Origin of the sequence: Ruegeria spongiae (genome assembly GCF_023502395.1) — a bacterium.
GTDB classification, from domain to species: domain Bacteria; phylum Pseudomonadota; class Alphaproteobacteria; order Rhodobacterales; family Rhodobacteraceae; genus Ruegeria_C; species Ruegeria_C spongiae.
The window spans coordinates 129,999-153,944 of the sequence record NZ_JAMFMB010000006.1 but is presented as its reverse complement, the minus strand read 5'-3'; the positions used below and the strand labels follow the sequence as shown (position 1 = coordinate 153,944).

The following is a 23,946-nucleotide window of genomic DNA, read 5'->3' as shown; positions in this document are numbered from 1 at the left end:
GACCCTTTCTCGCTTTTGCTGGATGATCCGCCGCGACCCCGCAGCCGAACGCGCGGGTATCACACGATAATATTGGAGTTGCCTGTGGAAGAACTACTCACTCAGACGGAATTTGTCTGGCCAATGATACTCAACGCGGCCAAGGCGCTTGCCGTTCTCATTGTCGGATGGATCGTGGCCGGAACCATCGGCGGTATGGTGCGCCGCAAGGTGAATTCAACGCCCCATATCGACCCCACGCTGGGGAACTTCCTGGCGAGCATGGTGAAATGGGCGATCCTGGCGATGGTGATCGTTGCCGTGCTTGGCATCTTCGGGATCGAGGCCACCAGCGTCGTCGCGGTTCTTGGTGCCGCGTCGCTGGCGATCGGTCTGGCGCTGCAGGGCACGCTCAGTGACCTTGCGGCGGGTGTGATGATCGTGATCTTCCGGCCCTACAAGCTGGGCCAATATGTCGATATCGGCGGCACAGCCGGCACCGTGCAAGAGGTCAACCTGTTCACCACCGAACTGGTGACGCCGGACAATGTGCAGATCATCGTGCCCAACGGTCAGGCCTGGGGGTCGATCATCATCAATTATTCGGCCCATGACACCCGCCGCGTCGATCTGGTCTTCGGTATCGATTACGGCGACAACGCCGATGCGGCGATGAAGATCATTCTGGACACCGCGCAGGCCGATGGTCGGGTTCTGTCCGATCCCGAGCCTTGGGTGCGGGTTACCAATCTGGGCGACAGCTCGGTCGATCTGACGGCGCGGCTCTGGTGCAATGCCGCCGATTACTGGGACCTGAAATTCATGCTGACCCAGAAGGTGAAAGAGGCATTTGACGCGCAGGGCATTTCGATCCCCTATCCGCATGCCGTCGAGATCCAGAAGGCCGGATAAGCGAAAGGCGCAAAGCGGAAATTCAATACCCACCACTCACTTTGGAGAACGCCGCGCATCGCGCGGCGTTTTCTTGTTTCCGAGGCGTCAGGATTTGACTGCGACCGAGGGTGAGACCACGTCGATCCCCAGCGCTTTGCCAACCGCGTAGTAGGTCAGTTGCCCGGCATGCACGTTCAGCCCGTTCAGCAGGTGCGGGTCGTCCTGACAGGCCTGTTTCCAACCCTTGTCCGCCAGCGCCAGCAGGAACGGCATGGTGGCGTTGCCCAAAGCAATGGTCGAGGTCCGCGCCACCGCGCCGGGCATATTGGCCACGCAGTAATGCATGATCCCGTCCACATTATAGATCGGGTCGGCGTGGGTTGTGGCCTTGGAGGTCTCGAAACAGCCGCCCTGGTCGATCGCCACATCCACGATGGCCGCGCCCGGCTTCATCTCGGACAGTTGCGCCTTGGTGATCAGCTTGGGTGCTGCGGCACCGGGGATCAGAACCGCGCCGATCACCATATCCGCCTGCCGCACCAGTTCGATGGTCGATCCGGCGGTCGAATACTGGTTCTTGAAGGTGCCGCCAAAGACGTCGTCGAGGTATTTCAACCGGTTCAGAGAGCGATCCAGTACGGTCACATCCGCGCCCATTCCGGCGGCAATACGCGCCGCATGGGTGCCGACAACGCCGCCGCCAATCACCACGACCCGCGCCGGGCCAACTCCGGGCACGCCACCCATCAGCACGCCGCGCCCGCCATTGGCCTTTTGCAGGGTCCAGGCACCGACCTGCGGCGCCAGCCGCCCGGCGACCTCGGACATCGGCGACAGCAGCGGCAGGCCACCGGCAGTGTCGGTCACAGTTTCATACGCGATGGCGGTGCAACCCGAGGCCAGCAGGTCATGGGTCTGATCCGGGTCAGGCGCCAGATGCAGATAGGTGAACAAGAGCTGGCCTTCGCGCAGCATCTTGCGTTCGACCGCCTGTGGTTCCTTGACCTTGACGATCATGTCGGCGGTGGCGAACACCTCTTCTGCCGTGTCCACGATCCGCGCGCCAGCGGCGACATAATCGGCATCCTCAAAGCCCGATCCGGCCCCGGCATTGGTTTCGATAATCACCTCATGACCATGCTGCACCGCTTCATGGGCGGCATTGGGTGTCATGCCGACGCGGAACTCCTGCGGCTTGATCTCTTTCGGGCACCCGATTTTCATTGTCTCACTCCCATTCTCAAACTGCCTAAATTATGGGCATGAATCCAAGGGGATTTCTGTGAAACCTTCCTCGCATTCCGCTGTAATTGGTGTATATTCTTCGAAAACTTGGATATTTCATGCAAAAGGCTTGCGCGTTTGGCCCTGGATGCAACAGATCGACGGATTCTCATTGAGCTGCAGAAAAAGGGCCGCATGTCGAATGCCGACCTGTCCGAGAAGGTGAACCTGTCGCCGTCGGCCTGTCACCGGCGCGTGCAGCGGCTGGAGGCCGAAGGCTATATCCGCGACTACGTGGCACTGCTGGATGCCCGCAAACTGGGTGTGCCGACCACGGTGTTTGTCGAGATCACGCTGCAGGGGCAGGCGGACGAAGTGCTGGACGCGTTCGAGAAGGGTGTGTCGCGGATACCGGATGTGCTTGAGTGCCATCTGATGGCAGGTACGGCGGATTACATCCTCAAGGTCGTTGCCGAAAACACCGAGGATTTCGCGCGCATTCACCGGCAATATCTGGCGCGGCTGCCGGGGGTTGCGCAGATGCAGTCCTCGTTTGCGCTGCGCACCGTGTTCAAGACCACCGCGCTTCCGGTCTGAGCCGTTTGCCCGGTGCTCGGGGCTTGCCTCGCCCCGCGAGGCGGGCGAGTATGTTTTGTTCGGAACCGGGTGCTGACCCAGATTTGACCGACATCAGAGATTTACATGCGCCGGATATGGCATACATCCGATTGTGAACCGAAAAGAAGGAGCTGACCTTGACCGACGATTCCGAAGACCTGGGCATGAAATGGCTTGAGGCCGAGTTGGAGGATACGCTGGACGAGGATTTCGAGATCGAATTCAGCGAGCCGATGCTGTCGATGGAGATCCGCAAGCTCTACAAATCGCAGAATCCCGGAATGCTCGATCGCAGGGTCTATTTCCGCAACTTGCTGCGGCTGCAGGCGGAATTGATCAAACTGCAGGACTGGGTGCAGCATACCGGTGCCAGAGTGCTGATCCTGATGGAGGGGCGGGATTCGGCCGGCAAGGGCGGCGTGATCAAACGCATCACCCAACGCCTGAACCCGCGCGTCGCGCGTGTGGTCGCGTTGCCCGCGCCCTCGCGCCGGGAACAGAGCCAGTGGTATTTCCAGCGCTACGTGCCGCATCTGCCCTCAGGGGGCGAGATCGTGTTGTTCGATCGCTCCTGGTACAATCGTGCAGGGGTCGAGCGGGTGATGGGCTTTGCCACCGAAGATCAGGTTGAACAGTTCTTTCAGGACGTTCCCGAATTCGAGCGGATGCTGAAACGGTCGGGGATCATCTTGCTGAAATACTGGTTCTCGATCACCGATGAAGAACAGCAACTGCGCTTCCTCATGCGCATCCACGACCCGATGAAACAGTGGAAACTGAGCCCGATGGATCTGGAAAGCCGCATCCGCTGGGAAGATTACACCAAGGCCAAGGAAGAGATGTTCGCCCGCACCAACATCCCCGAAGCGCCCTGGTATATCGTCGAGGGCAACGACAAGAAACGCGAGCGGCTGAACTGCATCGAACATCTGCTATCGCAGATACCTTACGAAGACGTGCCCAGCGAAAAGGTCACGCTGCCGGACCGCAAATATAATCCGGAGTACGAACGCCAGGTTCTTCCCGATGAACTTTATGTGCCAAAGGTTTACTGACCGCCTGTGCTGGCCCGACGCGATGCCGGGCCAGCCTGTGTGTCAGCGGGTCAGACGAAGTCGAACATGCAGCCATTCATGTCGGGTGTCATCATCATATCGTCATCCTCGGCCCCGCCAGTGTTCATGACGATCTCGGTTTGCCCGGGATCCTCGGGGGTGTCGAAGAGGGTGTCAAAGACCTCGGTGACAAGCCAGAGGCCAACCAGCCCGGTTGCAATATCCGCAACATCGGCATCATTCGCCCCGGGCGCGCACCAGTCGAACTGATCGACGAAATCCTGCACCTCTTCGAGGAAGTCTGTGACCTGCGCACGGATGACATCCTCGCAGCCGCCCGGATCGCCGTTGTCGGTGACATCGGTGCCCGGTTCCTCGGCTTCAGGATCCTCGGTTTCGGTAACGTCGGTGTCTGGTCCCTCGGTGTCCGGGGCCTCGGTATCAGTGACATCGGTGTCCGGCTCTTCGGTCTCCGGTTCAACCGGATCACTGTCATCGGGCATCGGGGTTTCGGGGTCTTCGGCATCTGTGACGTCGACATCTGGGTCTTCACCATCTGTCTCTTCATCCTCGGGCGAGGGCGTCTCGGCGACCGGGGTTTCCGGATCAACCGGTGGCGTATCCTCAGCCGGAATATCGAGCAGCACCGACGCATCGGTGGTCGCGAAGTTCTGCGTCACCATCACCGCATCCCAGCCATTGAGGTCGCCGTCCTCGACCCCGATTCCGATATATTTGTAATCGGGGTTCAGGATATTGGCCCGGTGCCCGGGGCTGTTCATCAGCCCGGCATGCAGATCGGCCACGTCATCGCTGTTACCGGGCGCACCGCGTTCCGATTGCCAGGCGATGTTCTCGCCTGACCGCCAATTGCCGGAAAACTCAAAGCCCGCGTCTTCCATACGCTCTTGCGCACTCGATCCGGCCGAACCGGTATGCGAGAAATTGTCGCTGTCCAGCATCCATGTGCTGTGATCTTCCGCCGATGTGTTCAACCGGGTTTCCAGTTGCAGCGGCTCGATCCCGCGTGAGGTGCGTTCCTGGTTTATCAACGCCAGCATCTCGCGTTCGACCGTGTTTGCATTCGACATTTCAGCCTCCTTTTTCTGCCTGTGTCCGAAAGGACAGCGACGAGATAGAAGGAGCCGGAGACAGTCTGAAAGAGGCGCGCCATCAAAGGTTGCATCTAAGCGGCGGGGCGCTGCCAGCGCGGGATTCGCACGGCTGCAAAATGCCGGGCAAAAGACCGCTTAGGGGTGAAAAGGCGAAATGCTGCGCCAATTGTGTGTGGCGCCAGCGGATTACCCCGGTCCTGAAACGACAAACCCCCGGGCAATGCCGCGGGGGTCGTCAAATAGTGTCATCCAAAGCTGGACGAGCGAGGTCTTAGAGCAAACCTTCGCGCTGTGCTTTCTTACGCGCCAGTTTACGGGCACGGCGGATCGCTTCAGCTTTCTCGCGCGCTTTTTTCTCGGACGGCTTCTCGAAATGTTGCTTGAGCTTCATTTCGCGGAAAACGCCTTCGCGCTGCAGCTTTTTCTTCAGGGCACGGAGCGCCTGATCGACATTGTTGTCGCGAACACTAACCTGCATGTGGTTGTCACCACCTTTCTAGATATGAGTTGCAAGGAAATTTGCAGGAAGTGGCCGTATAGCAAAGCGCCCTGAACTTGTCTAGTAGTGGGGCAGACAAAGGAGTTACGCCATGACAACACCTTATGAGACCGTGCGCGACCAGCTTCTGGATGCCGCGCTTGATCATGTGCCGTTTGACGGGTGGTGCGCCGCCTGTTTCGAGGCGGCCATCGCGGATACCGGTCTGGACCGGACCGTGGCTCAGGCGGCTTGCCCGCGCGGGGCGGTCGATCTGGCGCTGGCTTTTCACAAGCGCGGCGATGACATCATGCTCAAACGCCTTGAGGAAACCGATCTGAGCGCGCTCAAGATACGCGAACGGGTCACATTGGCCGTGCGCAGCCGGATCGAAGCGGCCAGCGCCCCCAATGAAAAAGAGGCGGTGCGCCGGGGTGTCGTTCTGTTCGCCCTGCCGCATCTGGCGGCCGAGGGTACCGGCGCGATCTGGAATACCTGCGATCTGATCTGGGCGGCGCTGGGCGATTCGTCGGACGATTTGAACTGGTACACCAAACGCGGGCTGCTCTCAGGCGTTTATTCCTCGACGCTGCTGTTCTGGATGGGCGACGAGTCCGAGGGCAATGCCGCGACATGGACCTTTCTCGACCGGCGCATCGAAGACGTCATGACGATCGAAAAGGTCAAGGCCCGGGTGAACGCCAACCCGCTGCTGAAACCCTTCATGGCCGGGCCGATGTGGCTGTCCAGACAGATCCGCGCGCCCACACGCGCGCCGCGCGTCGATCTTCCGGGCCTTCTGCGCCCGCGCCGATAGTCCCGACCCTGCTGCAAACCCGAGCCACAAGGACCAGATGGAATGACCCAGATGATGCGTGCCGTCGAAATTTCACAACCCGGCGGCCCCGAGGTTCTGAAACCCGTGCAGCGCCCGGTGCCCGAACCGGGCCACGGCCAGGTGGTGCTCAGGGTTGCTTATGCCGGGGTGAACCGGCCGGACGCGCTGCAACGGGCAGGGGCCTATGACCCACCGCCCGGCGCCAGCGATCTGCCGGGGCTGGAAGCGTCGGGCGAGGTTGTGGCGCTGGGCGATGGCGTCACATCGCTTGATATCGGCGATCAGGTCTGTGCGCTGCTGCCGGGCGGTGGGTATGCCGAATATGTCGCGACCCCTGCGGCCCATTGCCTGCCGGTGCCCAAGGGCATGGGACTGAAAGAGGCAGCCTGCCTGCCCGAGACCTTCTTTACCGTCTGGTCCAATGTCTTTTCCCGTGGCGGGTTGAAGGCGGGCGAGCGGTTTCTGGTTCATGGCGGGTCCAGCGGGATCGGCACGACCGCCATCCAGCTTGCCAATGCGTTTGGTGCGCGCGTGTTCGCGACCGCGGGCTCCGAGGCGAAGTGCACGGCCTGCACCGATCTTGGTGCCGAGCGCGCGATCAACTACCGCGACGAGGATTTCGTCAAGGTGATGAAGGCCGAGGGCGGCGCCGATCTGATCCTCGACATGGTGGGCGGTGATTACATTCCCCGCAACGTCAAGGCGTTGGCCAATGATGGCAGGCTGGTACAGATCGCGTTCCTGCAAGGCCCGGTGGTCGAGCTGAACTTTGCGATGATGATGGTCAAGCGGCTGACGCTGACCGGCAGTACCCTGCGTCCGCAAAGCGATCTGGCCAAGGCGCAGATCGCCCAGACCCTGCGCGAGGCGGTCTGGCCACTGATTGAGGCCGGGCGCGTCGGCCCGGTCATGGACAGCAGTTTTGATCTGGCTGACGCGGCGCAGGCCCATGCGCGGATGGAGGCCTCGGACCATATCGGCAAGATCGTTCTGAACGTTGCGGGCTAGGCCACCGCACGCCGGTAGAGATGCCAGGTGGCGTGGCCCAGCACAGGCAACACGACGATCAGCCCCAGCATGAAGGGGATCGAGCCCAGTACCAGCAGCGCCGCAACCATCGCGCCCCAGCTCAGTATGACAACCGGGTTTTGGCGCAGCACGCGGACCGAGGTAACCACAGCGACGGGCACGCCGACCTTGCGTTCCAGCAGCAGCGGGAAGCTGACCACGCTGATGGCCAGTGCGACGACCGCAAACAGAAGCCCCACCGCGTTGCCCGCAACAATCAGCGCCCAGCCCTGAGACGTGCCAAAGAGGTCGCCCACGAATCCCATGATTGAGGCCGGCGGCTCGGGCCCCAGCGTGGCGGCATAGATGCTCTGTGCGGCCATCATCCAGACCAGAAACAGCATGGTCAGATATAGCGCCAGCACAAAGATCGACCCGAAAGAGGGCGCGCGAAAGACACCAAAGGCGTGCCGCCAATGCGCGTCCTGTCCGGCCTCGCGCCTGCGGCTGATTTCGTAAAGCCCGACCGCCGCAGCCGGACCCACCAGCGCGAATCCCAGCACCAGGGGTGCAAGCAGCGGCACAAGGTCCATCTGCATGCCCATCCCGAACAGGATCAGACCGGCGATCGGATAGATCGCGATCGCAAAGATCGCATCGGCGCGGGTGGCGATGAAATCGTCATACCCGGCCCGCAGGCAGGCCGGGATGTCACGCATTGTCAGCACCTGGACCATCGGCATCTCGGCCTTGGCGTCGCCGCCCAGCCCCGAGATCGCCTCGCCCATGTGATCGCTGGTACTGCCCAGGTTGCGGGCGGCCCAACTGATTGGATTTCCGATAGTTTTCGCCATGGCTTACCCTTCCTTGGCGTTGTGATGCGCCTTGGTCCTGGGTCCCGGCGTCGCCTCAGACCCGACCGGTCGGCGACAGATGGGACAAGTATAACATGATTCCCCGCACGGTTCGGTCACGCCTTGGCGAGCAGGGCGCTTGCCCTTTGCCTGACGCCTGTTAGCTTCAGCCGTGTCAGGCAGAGGGAGGCGCAGATGCCACAGACAGCCCGCACGATCGTGATCCATGAAACCGGTGGCCCCGAGGTGCTGCGCATCGAGGATCGGCGCATTGGCGATCCCGGGCCCGGCGAGATCCGCATCCGCCACCATGCCTGCGGGCTGAATTTCATCGATGTCTATCAGCGCATGGGGCTCTATCCGCTGGAGCTGCCGCAGGCGCTGGGCATGGAGGGTGCCGGTATCATCGAGGCCGTGGGACCGGGCGTCCCGCATCTCAAACCCGGCGACCGCGCCGCTTATGCAGCGGCCCCTCCGGGTGCCTATGCCGAAGCGCGGGTGATGCCCGCCGCGCAGGTCTGCCCGCTGCCCAAATCCATCGGCTTCGATCAGGGTGCGGCAATGATGCTCAAGGGGATGACGGTGGAATACCTGTTTCACCGCACCACCCCTCTCAAGCGGGGCGATACGGTTCTGTTTCATGCCGCAGCGGGCGGCGTCGGGCTGATCGCCTGCCAATGGGCGCGGTCCGAGGGCCTCCGGCTGATCGGCACGGCGGGCTCGGACGAGAAATGCGAGCTGGCGCTGCATCACGGCGCCAGCGCGTGCATCAACTACCGCAGCGAGGATTTCGCGCAACGTGTGCGCGACCTGACCGATGGGGCCGGGGTCGATGTGGTGATGGATTCGATCGGTGCCGATACGTTTGTCGGTTCGCTCGACTCGCTGAAGCCGCTGGGCATGATGATTTCCTTCGGGAATGCCTCGGGGCCGGTGCCGCCCTTTGATCTGGCGATGCTGGCGCAGCGCGGCTCGCTCAGGATCACCCGGCCGACCCTGTTCACCCACATTGCCGATGCCGCCATCTGTCAGGACATGGCGCAGCACCTGTTCAGCAAGGTGACGAAGGGCGACATCCAGATTCGCATCGACCAGCGCTTTGCACTGGATCAAGTGGCTGACGCCCATCGCGCGCTTGAGGCGCGGCAGACGACGGGCAGCACGATACTGGAGGTGTGACCCGATCGGATCAGCCGCGCGGCTGATCCAGCTTCCAGCGCAGGTTCGACCGGACCGCAGGCCATTCCGCTGCCGTGATCGAATAGACCGCCGTATCGCGCAGGCTGCCATCGGCCATGATCATGTGCGACCGCAAAATCCCGTCCAGCTTGGCACCCAGCCGTTCGATGGCGCGGCGGCTTTGCTGGTTCATGAAATGGGTGCGGAACTCGACCGCGATGGCGTTGAGCGTCTCAAAGGCATGGGTCAGCAGCAGCAGTTTGCATTCGGTGTTGAGCGGCCCGCGCTGCACCGCTTTGCGATACCAGGTCGAGCCGATCTCCAACCGCCGGTTGGCGTGGTCGATATTCATATAGGTGGTCATGCCCACCGCCTTACCGCTGCGATCCAGGATTGCGAAGGGCACCATGCTGCCCGCCTCCAGCAGCGACAGGCGGCGGTTGATCTCGTCCGGCACTGCTGCGGGGGGTGGAACCGAGGTGTACCAGAGCCGATGCAATGCCCCATCCGCCGCTGCCTGCGCCAGATCGACGGCATGATTCTGCGACAGGGGGGCGACGGCGACATGAGAACCGGTCAGAGAAACGGGAGAAGCCCACATGGTGAAAATCCTCAGAGTAGGTGGCAGGCGTTTCGATTGACGCGGGTGCCAGACTTATTTGTCGCCGTCTTTTTTCACCAGTTGCGCCGCGAATGAGACACCGGTGCCCGGTCCGGCATAGGTGACCAGCAGCACATCATCCAGATAGACCCCGTTGAAAATCCCCGATGACACATCGTCGCCCGAGATACCGGCCTCGGCCAGAACGAAGCGGGTCGGATCATCAAGGCTGAAGGTGCCCATCGCCTCTTCGACAATCCACTCACTGTCCCCGATCCGGCGCCAGCGGTTGGTCGCGGTGATGAGATTGCCGTCGAGCTTGGTGATCTCAAGCTCCATCTCGGTCCGCAAAAGCCCCTTTTCGTGATTCGGGTTCGATTTGGCAAAGGCCACCAGATATGTGCCGGTCCAGGTGCCGACGATCTGAGGGAAACCTTCCCCTTCATCCGCGTTGGCCGGGGCGGTGAGGGCAAGCATAAGAACGGCGGCAAGGCTGCGGGCGAATTTCAATAACATGGGTCGGTCTCCTGCATCGGGGTGGCGTCAGGCTATCCGAGTTCAGGCATTTGGCAATCTGTTGCGCAAACAAAAAAACCGGCGCGGGATGCGCCGGTTTCCAGGGTCTGCAAATGGCTGATCAGCCAAAGACACGCCCCAGCGCGCCATCGACCGCATCGGTGATCTGGTCGATATCGTCTGCTGTCGCGATCAGCGCGGGTGAGAAGCACAACGTGTTGTTGCGCCCCGGGACCGAGCGGTTGGTGGCGCCGATGATCACACCCTGCGCCATGCAGTCGGCCACAACCGCCTGCGTCAGTTTTTCCGGTGCTGGCTCTTTGGTGGCGCGATCCGCCACCAGTTCGGCGCCCAGGAACAACCCCTTGCCGCGCACATCGCCGATGACTTTGTGCTTCTCCATCAGCGCCCGCAGGTTGCCGGTCATGCGGTCGCCCATGGCGGCGCAATTGCCCAGCAGGTTCTCATCCTCGATGATCCGCATATTCTCGATCGCCGCCGCCGGACCAGCAGTGCAGCCACCAAAGGTCGAGATGTCGCGGAAATAGTTCAGCGGATCGTCGGCATCATCCTTGAACATGTTGAACACTTCTTCGGTGGTCACCATGCAGGCGATGGCCGCATAGCCCGAGGCAACGCCCTTGGCCATGGTCACGAAATCGGGCTTCACGCCATATTGCTGATAGCCGAACCAGGTGCCGGTCCGGCCCACGCCGCAGACGACCTCGTCGATATGCAGCAGCACGTCGTATTTCTTGCAGATCTCCTGCACGCGCTGCCAGTAGCCCTCGGGAGCCTCGATCACACCGCCACCAGCGGTCACCGGTTCCAGGCAGAGCGCGCCGACCGTGTCGGGACCTTCGCGCAGGATGACCTCTTCGATCTGATCCGCGGCCCATTCGCCAAAGTTTTCTTCCGGCGCGCCGTCGAGTTCATGCTTGCGGTATTCCATGCAATGGGGCACCCGCACGAAATCCGGGGCGAAGGGGCCGTATTGCACGGTGCGCTCGTCCTGACCGCCCGCCGACATGGTGGCCAGCGTCGAGCCGTGATAGTCGCGATCACGATACAGGATCTTGGTCTTCTTGCCGCCATAGCGTTTATGCGCGATCTGGCGGACCAGCTTGAAGGCTTTCTCATTCGCCTCGGAGCCAGAGTTGGTGTAGTAGACCCGGCTCATGCCCGGCATCTTCTCGATCAGTTTCTCGGCAAAGATCGAACCGGGGATCGAACCTGCGGAATTGGCGAAATAGCACAGCTTCATCAACTGGTCATAGACCGCCTTGGCGATGGATTCGCGGCCATAGCCCACGTTCACCGTCCAGACCCCGCCGGAGACCGCATCCAGATGTTCCTTGCCCTTCTGGTCCCAGACGCGCATGCCCTTGCCTTCGACAATGATGCGGGGATCATTGGTCTCAAAGGGTTTGTGCTGGATCAGGTGGTGCCAGATATGGGCGCGGTCGGCCTCGACCACACGGCTCAGGTCGTTCTCGTTGAACGTGCCGTCCATGACATGTCCTTTCTGCTATGTCTGCGCGCGCCGGAAGGGTCAGAGAATCCTTGCGGCGATCGGATGTCCTACTCACCCAGAAACGCCAAAACGGGGTTGACCGTTAGGGCCAGAACCGGGGGCGGTTTATAGCCAAATGGGCCTGCGCGACCCGCAAGTCGGTAGGATGGTTGGGGATTTCCATCGCGACCCAATCCCGGCATTATCCACGGGCGTAGGGGAGGGACGGCGCATGTCGCAGACGAACATCTATGAAAGCCAACTGGACAAGTGCGGGGCGAATTTCACGCCCCTGTCGCCGCTCAGCTATCTGGAGCGCAGCGCTTCCGTCTACCCGGACTACCTATCGGTCATCTACGGCGGTCGGCGCTATTGTTGGGCCGAGACCTATGCAAGGTGTCGCAGGCTGGCCAGCGCGCTTGCGCGACGCGGGATCGGCAAGGGCGATACGGTGTCGATCATCGCGGCGAACATCCCCGAGATGTACGAGTCGCATTTCGGCGTGCCGATGGCGGGCGCGGTGCTCAACACGATCAACACGCGGCTCGATGCGGGGGTCATCGCCTTCATTCTCGGACATGCCGAGGCAAGGGTTCTGCTCGTTGATCCCGAGTTTTCGGGCGTGGTCGCAGAGGCGCTGAAACAGGTCGATCTGCCGGACCTGCTGGTGGTGGACATTGCCGATCCCAGTTTCGAGGGCGGTCAGCTCGTTGGCTCGTTAACCTATGACGCGCTGCTGGCCGAAGGCGATCCCGAGTTTGACTGGTCGCTGCCGGATGACGAATGGGACGCGATCTCGCTCAACTATACCTCCGGAACGACCGGCAACCCCAAGGGTGTGGTCTATCACCATCGCGGCGCGGCGCTGAACGCGACCTCGAACATCCTGACCTGGGGGATGCCGCAGCATCCGGTCTATCTGTGGACCCTGCCGATGTTCCATTGCAATGGCTGGTGCTTCCCCTGGACGATGGCGGCAAATGCGGGCATCTCTGTGTGCCTGCGCGCGGTGCGGGACGAGGCGGTGTTTCAGGCATTCCGCGACCATCAGGTCACCCATTTCTGCGGTGCGCCCATCGTGCTGAACATGCTGGCCAACGCGCCGGACGCGTTGAAACAGTTCGATCATGCGATCAGGGTCATGACCGCTGGTGCGCCGCCCCCTGCCGCTGTGATCGAGAAGATGGAGGTGATGGGGATCGAGGTGACCCATGTTTATGGCCTGACCGAGACCTATGGCCCCTCGGTCGTCTGCGCTTGGAAAGACGAATGGAATACACGATCCGGTGAAGAACGTGCCGCGCTGAAAGTCCGGCAGGGCGTTAAATATGTGGCCCTGTCCGGCCTGATGGTGGCCGACCCCGACACAATGGAGCCGGTGCCAGCGGATGGCGAGACGATGGGCGAGATCTTCATGCAGGGCAATATCGTGATGAAGGGGTATCTCAAGAACCCGGACGCCACGGACAAGGCGTTTCGCGGCGGCTGGTTTGCGTCGGGTGATCTGGGGGTGATGCATCCGGACGGGTACATCGCGCTCAAGGACCGATCCAAGGACATCATCATCTCGGGCGGCGAGAATATCTCGTCCGTCGAGGTCGAGGATGTGCTGTATAAACACCCTGCGGTGCTTGAGGCTGCGGTGGTGGCGAAGCCGGATGACAAATGGGGCGAAACACCCTGCGCCTTTGTCGAACTCAAGCCGGGGGCGGGCGCGGATGCGGCGGGTCTGATCGCCCATTGCCGGGACAACATGGCCCATTTCAAATCCCCCAAGACCGTGGTGTTTGGCGTTCTGCCCAAGACATCCACCGGCAAGATCCAGAAATTCCTGCTGCGAGAGCGCGCGCGCGCGCTTTAACGCGCGCCGTCAGGGCTTGGCAGAGGCTTTTGCAGGCGGTTTCGAAACCGCCTGATTGCTCAGAGCTTGTCGAAGATGGACAGGTTCAGGTCCAGCATGTCCCCCATCCAGATCGCACGGTCGCGATGATCTGCCAGATGGTCTCCGGTTTCGGGATGGATGAACACTGTCAGCCCGCGACGGTTCAGCATCAGCCAGGGGATCACCTGATCGAACGCCTCGGGTGCAAAGGCCAATTGGCAACTCCATCGTGGATGCGGGCCGACGGCTTTGGCGTGCATCCGACCCATTTCGACCGGAAAGAGCTTTGCGGCCTCTTCACAGACCTGTTGCGCCGCGTCCTGCGTTGCGGCGTCGAAATAGACATGGGCGTGGTAGCCGGTGATTTCGGGCATTCTGGGTCCTCTGCTCTGGGCCTGATCAGGCTAATTGTTCCGTTCCGGCGGCGCGAACACTTTCGGAGATCACCTGCAACTGACCCGCGATCGGGCTGGTCTTGCGCCAGATCATACCGATTGTGCGCGAGGGGCGGGGGGTGTCGAACCGGGCGACTGATACTGCAGCCGAACGGGTTTCCACCGGGACAGCCATATCCGGTATCAAGGTGACGCCGATGCCTGCGCCGACCATCTGAACCAGCGTCGACAGCGAACTGCCGTCCAACCCCTCGCGCGGCAGGGTCGACTGGATGTTGCAAAACGACAGGGCCTGATCGCGAAAACAATGCCCCTCTTCCAGCAGGAGCAGGCGCATCTTGCGCAAGGACTCACCGTTGGGCGTTGGCTTGCCCGCATCCGCCTCGGGCCGGATCAGGACGAAATCCTCGGCGAACAGCTCCACCTCGGTGAAGGCTGGTTCCGACACCGGAAGAGCCACGATGGCGGTGTCGAGGCGGCCTTCGGAGACCTCTTCCATAAGTTTCGAGGTCTGCGTCTCGCGGATATGCAGGTCCAGCCCCGGATGGGACCGCGACAGCGCGCCCACCAGCGATGGCAGAAGATAGGGGGCAACGGTGGGGATGACTCCGATGCGCAAGCGGCCCGCCAGTTCTGCCTGAGAGGCGCGCGCCATGTCCGCAAGCTCGTCCACCGAGCGCAGGATGTCGCGGACGCGCAGGGCAAATTCCTCACCGAACCCGGTCAGCCGTACATGTCGCGCGCTACGTTCAAACAGTTGAACACCAAGGTTTTCCTCCAACTCCTTGATCTGCACCGACAGGGCGGGCTGCGAGATTGCGCAGGCATCAGCGGCCCGTCCGAAATGGGCGTGGCGCGACAGCGCCTGAAAATACCGAAGCTGGCGGAGGGTGAGATTGTTCATAACCTGAAATTATCGCAACAATCGGAAAATGCAACTTTTGGCAATGCTCACCTTTTGCTACGCTCCTCCTGTCAGCTACGGGGAGGAGGGCGCGACACCGGTGATGCCGCCCGCATAGGGGCGTGCCGGAGGTGCCCAGTTCTTTTGGCGATATACAGATCCAACGCAGCCAATCTCGGAGATTTCAGATGGACGGCAACGACATCGACAACACCGGCAAATGCCCGGTGATGCATGCACACACGACCTTTGCCAGCAGATCAAACGCGGACTGGTGGCCCAACCAGCTTAACCTGCGCATCCTGCATCAGCATTCGAATCTCTCCGACCCGATGGGTGAGGGGTTCGATTATGCCGAAGAGTTCAAGAAACTGGACCTCAAGGCGCTCAAACGGGATCTCTATGACCTGATGACCGACAGTCAGGACTGGTGGCCCGCCGATTACGGCCATTACGGTGGCCTGTTCATCCGGATGGCCTGGCACAGCGCAGGCACCTACCGGACAGCGGACGGGCGCGGTGGCGGTTCGACCGGCACGCAGCGTTTTGCGCCGCTCAATAGCTGGCCAGACAACGGCAACCTGGACAAGGCACGCCGTCTGCTTTGGCCGATCAAACAGAAATACGGCAACAAGATTTCCTGGGCCGATCTGATTATTCTGGCGGGCAATTGCGCCATCGAATCCATGGGCGGCAAGACGTTTGGGTTCGCCGGTGGCCGCGCCGACATCTGGGAGCCGGAGGAAGACATCTATTGGGGCGCGGAAAAGGAATGGCTGGCCACCAGTGACAAGGACAACAGCCGCTATTCCGGCGAGCGCGATCTGGAAAACCCGCTGGCGGCAGTGCAGATGGGCCTGATCTATGTGAACCCCGAAGGCCCCGACGGCAATCCCGACCCGGTCGCCTCGGGCCGTGACGTGCGCGACACCTTTGGGCGCATGGCGATGAACGACGAGGAAACCGTGGCGCTGGTTGCCGGAGGTCACACCTTTGGCAAGGCGCACGGCGCGGGCAATCCCGATCTGGTTGGCGCAGAACCCGAAGGCGCGGCGATCGAACATATGGGGCTGGGCTGGATCAATGCGTACGGTTCCGGCAAGGCGGGCGACACCACCACCAGCGGCATCGAGGGCGCGTGGAAGCCGAACCCGACAACCTGGGACAATGGCTATTTCGACGTGCTTTTTGGCTATGAGTGGGCGCTGGTCAAAAGCCCGGCAGGCGCCAACCAGTGGCAGGCACAGGACGTGGCCGAGGAACATATGGTCGTCGATGCATTCGATCCGTCGAAGAAACACGCGCCGATGATGACCACGGCGGATATGTCGCTGCGGATGGACCCGATCTATGAGCCGATCTCGCGCCGGTTCCATGAAAACCCCGAAGAGTTCGCCGATGCGTTTGCCCGCGCCTGGTTCAAGCTGACCCACCGCGATATGGGGCCGCGCGCGCTCTATCTTGGGGACGAGGTGCCGACAGAGGAATTGCTCTGGCAGGACAACGTTCCGGCGGTGGATCATGCGTTGATCGATACGGCGGATGTGGCTGATCTGAAGGCGAAAATCCTTGCTTCAGGTTTGTCGATTTCAGAGTTGGTCTCGACCGCATGGGCCTCGGCCTCGACCTTCCGCGGGTCGGACAAGCGGGGCGGTGCCAATGGTGCGCGCCTCCGTCTGGCCCCGCAAAAGGACTGGGAGGTCAACCAGCCCGCACAACTGGCTCGCGTGCTGGGTGTGCTCGAAGGGATCCAGTCGGATTTCAACGCAGGCGGCAAGACAGTCTCACTGGCTGATCTGATCGTTCTGGCCGGTGGCGCTGCGGTCGAACAGGCTGCCAGTGTGGGCGGTCACGAAGTCGAGGTGCCGTTCTCACCCGGCCGTACCGATGCCTCGCAGGAGCAGACCGATGTGGACTCCTTCGCGGTGATGGAGCCGGCGGCCGACGGCTTCCGGAACTATCAGAAGGCTGAATACGCGGTTTCGTCTGAAGAACTGCTGGTCGACCGCGCGCAACTGTTGACTCTGACCGCGCCCGAGATGACGGCGCTGGTGGGTGGTCTGCGTGTGTTGGGTGCCAATGCCGATGGGGCACAGCATGGTGTTCTCACCGATCAGCCGGGCAAACTGACGAATGATTTCTTCGTCAATCTGGTCGACATGGGTACCGAGTGGAAACCGGCAGGGGACGGCCTCTATGAAGGTCGCGACCGGGCAAGCGGTGCGGTCAAATGGACCGGCACGCGGGTTGATCTGGTCTTTGGGTCCAACTCGCAACTGCGGGCTCTGGTCGAGGTCTATGCGCAGGATGATGGCGGCGCGCGGTTCGTCGGTGATTTCGTCGCGGCCTGGTCCAAGGTGATGAATGCGGATCGTTTTGACCTGAACTAAAGATGCGCCACTCACTCGCATCGGGCGCGCCGGAAACGGCGCGCCCATTTGCGTGGTGCTCATGAGAGCCACAATTGCTGTCCAATGGACCCGTTGAAACCGCCCCGCAAAGCGGGCACCCTGTTCGTTCGGATGATGATCTTGAACAGGGCTCTTAGGTGCCGAACTTGCGCGCTTGAAAATTCAGGTTTTAGAGGGGCCGAAAGAAAGGGCCAGCGATTGCCAGCCCTTTGCGATGAGTGAATGGTTCGGATCAATCGCCGTCGGCGACCCCTTCGGCCCGGGCACGGGCGCGGCGGGCGCGATAGCTGGGCAGCACCACAAGGATCACCGCAAAGATCAACAGCCCCAGCGTCATCGGACGCGACCAGATGAACCCCATCCCGTCATAAAGCTGCATCGCGCGCGAGAAGTTGTTTTCCAGCAGCGGCCCGAGGATGAACCCGATCAAGAGCGGGGCCAGTGGGTAGTCGGCAAAGCGCAGGATCGTGGCGCAGATGCCGAAACCCACCAGAAGCAGCAACTCGGTCGCGTTGTTCTGGCCGATATAGGCCCCCATCAGGGTAAAGAACAAAATGAACGGGATCAGGAAGTTGCGCGGCACCGCCAGCACTTTGGCGATATAGGGAATCAGCGGCAGGTTCAGGATCAGCAGAACCAGATTGCCCAGGTACATCGAGATGATCACCGCCCAGAAGATCTGCGGCTCATCCACCATCAGGCGTGGACCCGGCGAGACATTCAGCGCAATCAACGCGCCGAGCAGGATCGCGGTGGTGCCCGACCCGGGAATGCCCAGCGTCAGAAGTGGTACGAAAGACCCGGTACAGGCGGCGTTGTTGGCGCTTTCCGGCGCCGCGATGCCCTTGATGGCACCTTTGCCGAACTGCTCCTGCTCTTCCTTGGGCGCAATGTTGCGTTCCACCGCATAGCCAAGGAAAGAGGCGATGGTTGCGCCAGCCCCGGGCAGAACCCCGATGAAGAAGCCCTGCAATGACTGCCGCCCGATCACCGGTGCGATGCTTTTTGCCTCTTGCCGGGTGATCCGCAGATTGGTGATTTTGCCGCCATCCTCGCCATCGCCGGTTTTCGAGCGGCCCGGATCCAGCACCAGATAGATCGCCTCGGGCAGGGCAAACATCGCCATGGCCAGCGTGATGAAGCCAAAACCCGATTGCAGGTCCATGATCCCCATGGTGAAGCGCGGCATGTTGAACAAAACGCCTTCGCCCACAGTCGCCATGATCAGGCCGAGGAAGGTCATCAGCAGCGCCTTGGCCACCTGACCGGTTCCGGCAAAGGCGGCAATGGCCGAAAGGCCAACTACCATCAGGGCGAAGTACTCTGACGAATGAAACAACAACGCCACCGAGGCCAGCATGGGGGCAAAGATCATCAGCAGGATTGCCCCGATGGATCCCCCCGCAAAGGATGAGATCGCCGCCACGGTCAGCGCCTTGCCCGCCTGCCCGGATCGGGCCAGCGGATAGCCGTCGAAACTGGTCGCAACGGTCGACGCGACCCCCGGCGCGTTGATCAGGATCGAGGAGGTCGAGCCGCCAAAGACCGCGCCGTAATAAACGCCTGCAAGCAGGATCAGCGCGGTTGACGGATCGCCGATGGTGATGGCCACAGGGATCATGATTGCGATGATCGACATCGGGCCAAGGCCCGGCAACATGCCGATGAACGTCCCGATCAGGCAGCCACCGATGACCATCATGATATTGGTGAATGTAAAGGCCGTCGCGAGGCCTGTCATAATGCCTTCGAACATGTCAGCCCCCGCTTGCTAGTGAATTTATGAAGCCGGGCAGGGGGCTCAGGAATATCCCCAGCACTGCGTCGACCAGATACCAGACGCACCCCGCAGCGATGGCGGCGATCACCGCCATCAGAACAAAGCGCCGCTCGCCCAGAATGAACGCGCCAAGGAACAGGAACAGGAAGGTCGCGGCCAGAAAGCCCAGCGGGCGCAACAGCAGCGCATAGGCCACCATCAGACCCAGCAGCAGCAGCGCCTGACCGACATTGTAGTCGCCCAGACGCGACAGGTTGATATCGGCGGCGTCCTCTTTCTGGGGCGCTTTTTCAAGGCCCAGCACAATGGCCAGCGAGAACAGGATCGCGCCGACGGCCAGAACCTTGGGAAAGCTCGACGGCCAGATCGGGCTGCGTTGCATGATCGGTGGCAGAACCCCGTCCATGGTGAAATAGGCGGCGTAGCCATAGGCCACGCAGACCAGCAGAATGACAAAGGCGATCCAGCGATCCAGCGCCATCTCGGTGTCCCTCTCTTTGCTTGTGAAAACGCCCGGGGATTTTGGTGCCCCGGGCGCTGTTGAGTGAGTGGCCTACGCCCGGATCAGAGGAAGCCCAGCTTCTTCATCAGATCGCCAATGGTCTGTTCCTGGCCTTCGAGGAAGACGCGGAAATCATCGCCATTGTTGTGGATGTCGACCCAGCCGTTGCGGTCGCGGACTTCGGACCATTCCGGCGTGGCGTACATCGCTTCCAGCGCGGCCTGATAGGCGGCCAGCTTGTCTTCGGGCAGGCCGGGGGCGGCAAAGAAACCACGCCAGTTCACGAAGGAGGTGTCATTGCCCTGTTCCTTCATGGTCGGCGCATCCGGATAGGCATCGACCCGCTCGTCCGCAGTCACGCCAATGATGCGCACCTCACCGGCCTTGGCCAGTTCCACCGCCTCGGAGAAGCCGGTCGAAACCGCCTGCACCTCGCCCGAGAGCAGACCGGCCATGGTGGCGCCACCGCCATCATAGGGCACGTATTTCATTGCGATCGGATCGGCGCCTGCGGCTTCCATCACCATGGCGGCGACCAGATGGTCCATGCCGCCGGGGACCGAGCCTCCGCCCACGGCCACGCCGTTGGGGTCTGCCTTGAACGCCTCGATCAGCCCGCTCAGGTCCTGAATGTCACTATCTGCCGGTACAACCAGTGCCGCATAATCCCCGATGGTCCCTGCCACCAGCGTCAGGTCACGGAAGTTTTGCGGGAAAACACCCGTCAGCGAGCGGATCACGATGGGGGTGGAATTCACCATCATTGTGCCATGCTGGCTGTCGGCGTTCTCGATCAGGTAACCGATCGCCTTGCCGCCGCCACCGCCGGACATGTTCTCATAAGACGCGCTGCCCACCAGCCCCGCCTTGGTCAGTGCCTCGCCGGTGCCGCGCGCGGTGCCGTCCCAGCCGCCGCCCGCACCGCCGGGAATGAGGAAGTGGATGCTGTCGACAACCTGATCGGCTGCCAGTGCGGCCTGGCCCCCAAAGCTCAGCGCGGCCGCGGTTGCGGCCATCATGACCCGGCGGGTCACGTTCATTCTTGTCATGGTGTCCTCCCGTTTGACAAAAGGCGGCTGGGCCGCCCATCACTAGAAGACAAACACGCAAAGCTGACACAAACCTGTCGCGGCGGATCAAAGCAAAGGCCCAATCATGCGGTTCCTGCTGGTGGAAGATTCTATGACGCTCGCTTCGGCGGTGCTGGACCGGCTGCGGCTGGACGGTCATGTGGTTGATCACGCACCCGATGTCGAGCAGGCCCGCGCCTATGCCTCAGCTGCTGATTACGACTTGATTTTGCTGGATATTATGTTGCCCGATGGCGACGGGCGCGACTTCCTGAAATCGCACCGTCTGGCCCGGAACGAGACGCCTGTGATCGTGCTGACCGCACGTTCGGCAGTGTCGGACCGGGTCAGCGTTCTGGACCTTGGCGCGGATGATTACATCACCAAACCCTTCGACTTTTCCGAGCTTGAGGCCCGCTGCCGCGCGGTTCTGAGGCGGCGTGGCGGGGGCGCTTCCACCGTGCAGCGATTCGGCGATATCACCTTCGACCCGTTGGCCGGGACGCTTTGTGTGGATGATCGCCGCGTCAGCCTGCGCAACAAGGAGTTGCGGTTGCTGGAGATTTTCCTGAGCGCCCCGGACCGTATCTTTTCCAAGCCCAAGCTGGTGGACCGCCTGTTCAGCTATGACGAGGATGTCTCGGACAACGCGATCGAGGTCTATGTCGGCCGGTTGCGCAAGCATCTGGCCGGATCGGATGTGGAAATCGTCACCGTGCGCGGCATGGGCTACAGGATATCGCGCGCATGAGCCGTGCCGCACAGGTCAGCGGCTCGATCCGTCGCCGCCTGATCGGGCAGCTTGTGCTTGGCTCGGCGGTACTGGCTGCGGTGCTGGTTCTGCTGGTGATCAACCTGGCCCGTAACGTGGCGCAGGACACGCAGGACAGTATCCTGATGGCCAGCGTCACCTCGATCCTCGACACGATGACCGTGCGCGACGGTGAGATTTCCGTCGACCTGCCCTATGCGGCGCTGTCGATGCTGGGCAATGTCAGCGAGGATCGGGTGTTCTACCGCATCCTTGCCGATGGCCAGTTGCTGACCGGGTATGACGATCTGCCCGATCCCGGCGCTCCGGGCCGCGAAGGTGGGTATGTCACCGCACCTTATGCGGAAACCGAAATTCGCATGGCCACCGCCGAACGTCGCCTGTCGGTGGGGGGGACCCCGATCATGGTCACCGTCTCGGTCGCGCAGACCCGGCAGGGGCTGATGCAGACTCTGGCGCAGGTCTCGCGTGTCGGCGGTGCTGTGGGGGTCGGGTTCTTTGTGCTGGCCGCGCTGCTGGCGGTTTTGACCACGCAATCCGGTCTGCGCCCATTGCGCGATCTGGCGGGTGCCGTGTCGCGGCGCGGCCCCAAGGATCTGCGCCCTGTGAAAGGCCCGGTGCCGCAGGAAATGGCGCCACTGGTGACCTCGCTCAACTCGTTCATCGACCGTTTGCGCTATTCGCTGTCCCGATCCGAGGATTTCATCGCCGAGGCCGCGCATCGCGTCCGCACGCCGCTATTCACAGTGCGCACCCAGGCCGAGATCGCGCTCAGGCGGGTCGAGCGCCCCGAGAACCGCGCCGCGATAAAGGAGATGATCCGCGCCCTTGACGAAAGCTCGCGCGCGGCTGGTCAGTTGCTCGACCATGCGATGGTCACCTTCCGCACCGATCATCTTGAGAAAGAGAAGGTCCGCCTTGATGAACTGGCCGAGGAACTTGTCGACCGTCTGCGCCCAGTCGCCGATCTGCGCGATATCGGGCTGTCGACGCAAAGCGCGGGAAACCCGGTGGTTCAGGGCGATGCCGTGCTGATCGAAAACGCGCTGCGCAACGTGCTGGACAATGCCATCAAATACTCTGCCACCGACAGCGATGTCGCGATGCGCATCGGTCAGCAGGGCGGGCAGAGTTTCATCGAAGTCCGTGATCATGCCGGAGGCTTCCCCGAAGGCGCGCTGCATCGCATGACCGAGCGGTTCGCGCGCGGCGACAATGCCGGTGGCACCGTCGGGTCCGGCCTTGGCCTGACCATTGCGCGCGAGGTGCTCGAGGCCCATGGCGGCAGGCTAACCCTTGAAAACAAAGGAGATGGCGCATGCGTCACGCTGTGGTTCCCGGCCTCGTGATCGCGTTCTGGACGCTGTTTGCCAGCGCGCTGCACGCCTATGAGATCGAAGGCGAGTTGCGCGTCGGTGACGCAGCAGCCGACACGCATTTGCGCATCATCTCGACCACCGATATCGACCTGTTCGAGCCGCTTCTGGCCGCATTTGTTGCTGCAAACCCCGAGATCGCCATCGATTATGTGGTCGCCAGCAGCGCTGAGGTCATGAAAGCGGTGCAAAGCGGCGACCGTTTCGATCTGGCATTGTCATCGGCAATGGATCTGCAGACCAAACTGTCCAATGACGGCTATACGCAGCCCTACAGCTCGGCGGCGACCGATCTTGTGCCCGACTGGGGCAACTGGCGCGATCACCTCTTTGCCTTTTCGCAGGAGACCGTGACGCTGGTGATTTCACCCGCCGCCTTCGAGGGGCTGGAGATTCCACAGACACGGCAGGACCTGATCCGCCTGCTGCGCGATCACGAAGACCGGTTCCGGGGCAGGATCGGCACCTATGACATTTCGCAAAGCGGCGCGGGGTATCTCTTTGCCACGCAGGACGCGCGCGCCTCGGAAAGCTATTGGCGGCTGTCCGAGGTGATGGGAAATCTGGGCACGCGGTTCTTCTGCTGCACCAGCGAAATGATCGAGAAGGTGGCCACCGGTGAGATCGCCATGGCATATAACGTGCTGGGCAGCTACGCGGCTGCCCGAACGGACCTGGCCTACGGTATCCGCATCGTCGAATTGCAGGATTACACGATCATGATGCTGCGCACCGCCGCGATTCTGCGCGACGCGCCCAACCCGGAGGCCGCCGGTCTGTTCATCGACCATCTGATCCGCGCGGCCTGGGGGGCTGGCGAACGCGACTATTACCCGTTCCCCCGCTTTCCGGCGCCGGAAGGCGCCGTCAGCGCCACCCGCCGACCGATCCGGCTGGGGCCGGGGCTGCTGGTTTATCTTGACGGGTTGAAGCGCCGGGCATTCCTGTCGGAATGGCGCGATGCGATGCGCTGGTGACGGGG

Annotated in this window: 23 protein-coding genes; 11 read left to right on the top strand and 12 right to left on the bottom strand. The window is 61.9% G+C overall.

The window, feature by feature from the left end; translation table 11 throughout:
- The first annotated feature begins 123 nt into the window (after positions 1-123).
- The gene (locus M3P21_RS07080; RefSeq protein WP_283780878.1) at positions 124-891 is read left to right on the top strand and encodes a mechanosensitive ion channel family protein; all 768 of its coding nucleotides are present in this window, start codon (positions 124-126) and stop codon (positions 889-891) included.
- Between the two features lie 87 nt (positions 892-978).
- On the opposite strand, the gene ald is transcribed toward M3P21_RS07080, so the two are convergent.
- A complete protein-coding gene (gene ald, locus M3P21_RS07075) occupies positions 979-2,097 on the bottom strand; it encodes an alanine dehydrogenase (protein WP_249708037.1) in 1,119 nt (372 codons plus the stop codon).
- A 138-nt stretch (positions 2,098-2,235) separates the two neighbouring features.
- Here ald and M3P21_RS07070 point away from each other — a divergent pair, with 138 nt between their 5' ends.
- The gene (locus M3P21_RS07070) at positions 2,236-2,694 is read left to right on the top strand and encodes an Lrp/AsnC family transcriptional regulator (protein WP_249708035.1); all 459 of its coding nucleotides are present in this window, start codon (positions 2,236-2,238) and stop codon (positions 2,692-2,694) included.
- A 185-nt stretch (positions 2,695-2,879) separates the two neighbouring features.
- On the top strand, positions 2,880-3,770 hold the full coding sequence (gene ppk2 / locus M3P21_RS07065) for a polyphosphate kinase 2 (RefSeq protein WP_249708047.1): 891 nt from the start codon (positions 2,880-2,882) through the stop codon (positions 3,768-3,770).
- 50 nt (positions 3,771-3,820) lie between these two features.
- On the opposite strand, the gene M3P21_RS07060 is transcribed toward ppk2, so the two are convergent.
- Together M3P21_RS07060 and rpsU are read right to left on the bottom strand one after the other, a co-directional pair.
- Entirely contained in the window at positions 3,821-4,861 is a 1,041-nt protein-coding gene (locus M3P21_RS07060; protein ID WP_249708033.1) for a CAP domain-containing protein, read from the bottom strand.
- A gap of 295 nt (positions 4,862-5,156) precedes the next feature.
- Entirely contained in the window at positions 5,157-5,363 is a 207-nt protein-coding gene (gene rpsU, locus M3P21_RS07055; protein ID WP_005614280.1) for a 30S ribosomal protein S21, read from the bottom strand.
- A 112-nt stretch (positions 5,364-5,475) separates the two neighbouring features.
- Here rpsU and M3P21_RS07050 point away from each other — a divergent pair, with 112 nt between their 5' ends.
- Both M3P21_RS07050 and M3P21_RS07045 read left to right on the top strand, forming a co-directional pair.
- Positions 5,476-6,180 carry a COQ9 family protein gene (locus M3P21_RS07050; protein ID WP_249708032.1) on the top strand — a complete coding sequence of 235 codons (705 nt, stop codon included), beginning with the start codon at positions 5,476-5,478 and terminating at the stop codon, positions 6,178-6,180.
- A gap of 42 nt (positions 6,181-6,222) precedes the next feature.
- A complete protein-coding gene (locus M3P21_RS07045) occupies positions 6,223-7,209 on the top strand; it encodes an NAD(P)H-quinone oxidoreductase (protein ID WP_249708031.1) in 987 nt (328 codons plus the stop codon).
- Here M3P21_RS07045 and M3P21_RS07040 read toward each other — a convergent pair.
- The gene (locus tag M3P21_RS07040; protein WP_249708030.1) at positions 7,206-8,063 is read right to left on the bottom strand and encodes a DUF2189 domain-containing protein; all 858 of its coding nucleotides are present in this window, start codon (positions 8,061-8,063) and stop codon (positions 7,206-7,208) included. The genes M3P21_RS07045 and M3P21_RS07040 overlap by 4 nt on opposite strands.
- 195 nt (positions 8,064-8,258) lie before the next feature.
- Between M3P21_RS07040 and M3P21_RS07035 the strand changes: the two genes are divergently transcribed.
- Positions 8,259-9,242 (top strand): quinone oxidoreductase family protein, encoded by a 984-nt coding sequence (locus M3P21_RS07035; RefSeq protein WP_249708029.1) that lies wholly within the window; start codon positions 8,259-8,261, stop codon positions 9,240-9,242.
- 10 nt (positions 9,243-9,252) lie between these two features.
- Here M3P21_RS07035 and M3P21_RS07030 read toward each other — a convergent pair whose 3' ends face one another.
- The 3 genes from M3P21_RS07030 to M3P21_RS07020 form a co-directional block, all read right to left on the bottom strand.
- Positions 9,253-9,843, bottom strand: coding sequence for a GNAT family N-acetyltransferase (locus tag M3P21_RS07030; RefSeq protein ID WP_249708028.1), 591 nt, complete (start codon positions 9,841-9,843; stop codon positions 9,253-9,255).
- A 54-nt stretch (positions 9,844-9,897) separates the two neighbouring features.
- Entirely contained in the window at positions 9,898-10,359 is a 462-nt protein-coding gene (locus tag M3P21_RS07025) for a hypothetical protein (RefSeq protein ID WP_249708027.1), read from the bottom strand.
- 121 nt (positions 10,360-10,480) lie between these two features.
- Positions 10,481-11,872 carry an aminotransferase family protein gene (locus tag M3P21_RS07020; protein ID WP_249708026.1) on the bottom strand — a complete coding sequence of 464 codons (1,392 nt, stop codon included), beginning with the start codon at positions 11,870-11,872 and terminating at the stop codon, positions 10,481-10,483.
- 232 nt (positions 11,873-12,104) lie between these two features.
- Between M3P21_RS07020 and M3P21_RS07015 the strand changes: the two genes are divergently transcribed.
- Positions 12,105-13,733, top strand: coding sequence for an acyl-CoA synthetase (locus M3P21_RS07015; protein WP_249708025.1), 1,629 nt, complete (start codon positions 12,105-12,107; stop codon positions 13,731-13,733).
- A 59-nt stretch (positions 13,734-13,792) separates the two neighbouring features.
- On the opposite strand, the gene M3P21_RS07010 is transcribed toward M3P21_RS07015, so the two are convergent.
- Positions 13,793-14,128: a DOPA 4,5-dioxygenase family protein gene (locus M3P21_RS07010; RefSeq protein WP_249708024.1), complete on the bottom strand. Its 336-nt coding sequence runs from the start codon at positions 14,126-14,128 to the stop codon at positions 13,793-13,795.
- A 25-nt stretch (positions 14,129-14,153) separates the two neighbouring features.
- On the bottom strand, positions 14,154-15,053 hold the full coding sequence (locus M3P21_RS07005) for a LysR substrate-binding domain-containing protein (protein ID WP_249708022.1): 900 nt from the start codon (positions 15,051-15,053) through the stop codon (positions 14,154-14,156).
- A gap of 188 nt (positions 15,054-15,241) precedes the next feature.
- On the opposite strand from M3P21_RS07005, the gene katG reads away from it, so the two are divergent.
- Positions 15,242-17,443, top strand: a complete 2,202-nt coding sequence (gene katG / locus M3P21_RS07000; RefSeq protein WP_249708020.1) for a catalase/peroxidase HPI — start codon at positions 15,242-15,244, stop codon at positions 17,441-17,443.
- A 253-nt stretch (positions 17,444-17,696) separates the two neighbouring features.
- On the opposite strand, the gene M3P21_RS06995 is transcribed toward katG, so the two are convergent.
- The 3 genes from M3P21_RS06995 to M3P21_RS06985 all read right to left on the bottom strand — a co-directional run bounded on the left by M3P21_RS06995 (position 17,697) and on the right by M3P21_RS06985 (position 20,795).
- On the bottom strand, positions 17,697-19,220 hold the full coding sequence (locus M3P21_RS06995; protein WP_249708018.1) for a tripartite tricarboxylate transporter permease: 1,524 nt from the start codon (positions 19,218-19,220) through the stop codon (positions 17,697-17,699).
- Between the two features lies 1 nt (position 19,221).
- On the bottom strand, positions 19,222-19,725 hold the full coding sequence (locus M3P21_RS06990; protein ID WP_249708015.1) for a tripartite tricarboxylate transporter TctB family protein: 504 nt from the start codon (positions 19,723-19,725) through the stop codon (positions 19,222-19,224).
- An 83-nt stretch (positions 19,726-19,808) separates the two neighbouring features.
- On the bottom strand, positions 19,809-20,795 hold the full coding sequence (locus M3P21_RS06985) for a Bug family tripartite tricarboxylate transporter substrate binding protein (RefSeq protein ID WP_249708013.1): 987 nt from the start codon (positions 20,793-20,795) through the stop codon (positions 19,809-19,811).
- 106 nt (positions 20,796-20,901) lie between these two features.
- Here M3P21_RS06985 and M3P21_RS06980 point away from each other — a divergent pair, with 106 nt between their 5' ends.
- The 3 genes from M3P21_RS06980 to M3P21_RS06970 are packed head-to-tail and all read left to right on the top strand — an operon-like array spanning position 20,902 to position 23,941.
- Complete coding sequence (locus tag M3P21_RS06980; protein ID WP_249707999.1) at positions 20,902-21,567, top strand: response regulator transcription factor; 666 nt, start codon at positions 20,902-20,904, stop codon at positions 21,565-21,567.
- Complete coding sequence (locus M3P21_RS06975; RefSeq protein ID WP_249707998.1) at positions 21,564-22,937, top strand: sensor histidine kinase; 1,374 nt, start codon at positions 21,564-21,566, stop codon at positions 22,935-22,937. The genes M3P21_RS06980 and M3P21_RS06975 overlap by 4 nt, the downstream gene beginning before the upstream one ends.
- A complete protein-coding gene (locus M3P21_RS06970; protein WP_249707997.1) occupies positions 22,907-23,941 on the top strand; it encodes an ABC transporter substrate-binding protein in 1,035 nt (344 codons plus the stop codon). The genes M3P21_RS06975 and M3P21_RS06970 overlap by 31 nt, the downstream gene beginning before the upstream one ends.
- The last annotated feature ends 5 nt before the right edge of the window (positions 23,942-23,946 follow it).

Bases quoted from the DNA above. Each gene is read 5' to 3' on its own strand.
- M3P21_RS07080 (WP_283780878.1), top strand. From the start codon at position 124: ATGATACTCAACGCGGCCAAGGCGCTTGCCGTTCTCATTGTCGGATGG.
- ald (WP_249708037.1), bottom strand. From the start codon at position 2,097: ATGAAAATCGGGTGCCCGAAAGAGATCAAGCCGCAGGAGTTCCGCGTC.
- ppk2 (WP_249708047.1), top strand. From the start codon at position 2,880: ATGAAATGGCTTGAGGCCGAGTTGGAGGATACGCTGGACGAGGATTTC.
- M3P21_RS07060 (WP_249708033.1), bottom strand. From the start codon at position 4,861: ATGTCGAATGCAAACACGGTCGAACGCGAGATGCTGGCGTTGATAAAC.
- rpsU (WP_005614280.1), bottom strand. From the start codon at position 5,363: ATGCAGGTTAGTGTTCGCGACAACAATGTCGATCAGGCGCTCCGTGCC.
- M3P21_RS07050 (WP_249708032.1), top strand. From the start codon at position 5,476: ATGACAACACCTTATGAGACCGTGCGCGACCAGCTTCTGGATGCCGCG.
- M3P21_RS07045 (WP_249708031.1), top strand. From the start codon at position 6,223: ATGACCCAGATGATGCGTGCCGTCGAAATTTCACAACCCGGCGGCCCC.
- M3P21_RS07040 (WP_249708030.1), bottom strand. From the start codon at position 8,063: ATGGCGAAAACTATCGGAAATCCAATCAGTTGGGCCGCCCGCAACCTG.
- M3P21_RS07035 (WP_249708029.1), top strand. From the start codon at position 8,259: ATGCCACAGACAGCCCGCACGATCGTGATCCATGAAACCGGTGGCCCC.
- M3P21_RS07030 (WP_249708028.1), bottom strand. From the start codon at position 9,843: ATGTGGGCTTCTCCCGTTTCTCTGACCGGTTCTCATGTCGCCGTCGCC.
- M3P21_RS07025 (WP_249708027.1), bottom strand. From the start codon at position 10,359: ATGTTATTGAAATTCGCCCGCAGCCTTGCCGCCGTTCTTATGCTTGCC.
- M3P21_RS07020 (WP_249708026.1), bottom strand. From the start codon at position 11,872: ATGGACGGCACGTTCAACGAGAACGACCTGAGCCGTGTGGTCGAGGCC.
- M3P21_RS07015 (WP_249708025.1), top strand. From the start codon at position 12,105: ATGTCGCAGACGAACATCTATGAAAGCCAACTGGACAAGTGCGGGGCG.
- M3P21_RS07010 (WP_249708024.1), bottom strand. From the start codon at position 14,128: ATGCCCGAAATCACCGGCTACCACGCCCATGTCTATTTCGACGCCGCA.
- M3P21_RS07005 (WP_249708022.1), bottom strand. From the start codon at position 15,053: ATGAACAATCTCACCCTCCGCCAGCTTCGGTATTTTCAGGCGCTGTCG.
- katG (WP_249708020.1), top strand. From the start codon at position 15,242: ATGGACGGCAACGACATCGACAACACCGGCAAATGCCCGGTGATGCAT.
- M3P21_RS06995 (WP_249708018.1), bottom strand. From the start codon at position 19,220: ATGTTCGAAGGCATTATGACAGGCCTCGCGACGGCCTTTACATTCACC.
- M3P21_RS06990 (WP_249708015.1), bottom strand. From the start codon at position 19,725: ATGGCGCTGGATCGCTGGATCGCCTTTGTCATTCTGCTGGTCTGCGTG.
- M3P21_RS06985 (WP_249708013.1), bottom strand. From the start codon at position 20,795: ATGACAAGAATGAACGTGACCCGCCGGGTCATGATGGCCGCAACCGCG.
- M3P21_RS06980 (WP_249707999.1), top strand. From the start codon at position 20,902: ATGCGGTTCCTGCTGGTGGAAGATTCTATGACGCTCGCTTCGGCGGTG.
- M3P21_RS06975 (WP_249707998.1), top strand. From the start codon at position 21,564: ATGAGCCGTGCCGCACAGGTCAGCGGCTCGATCCGTCGCCGCCTGATC.
- M3P21_RS06970 (WP_249707997.1), top strand. From the start codon at position 22,907: ATGCGTCACGCTGTGGTTCCCGGCCTCGTGATCGCGTTCTGGACGCTG.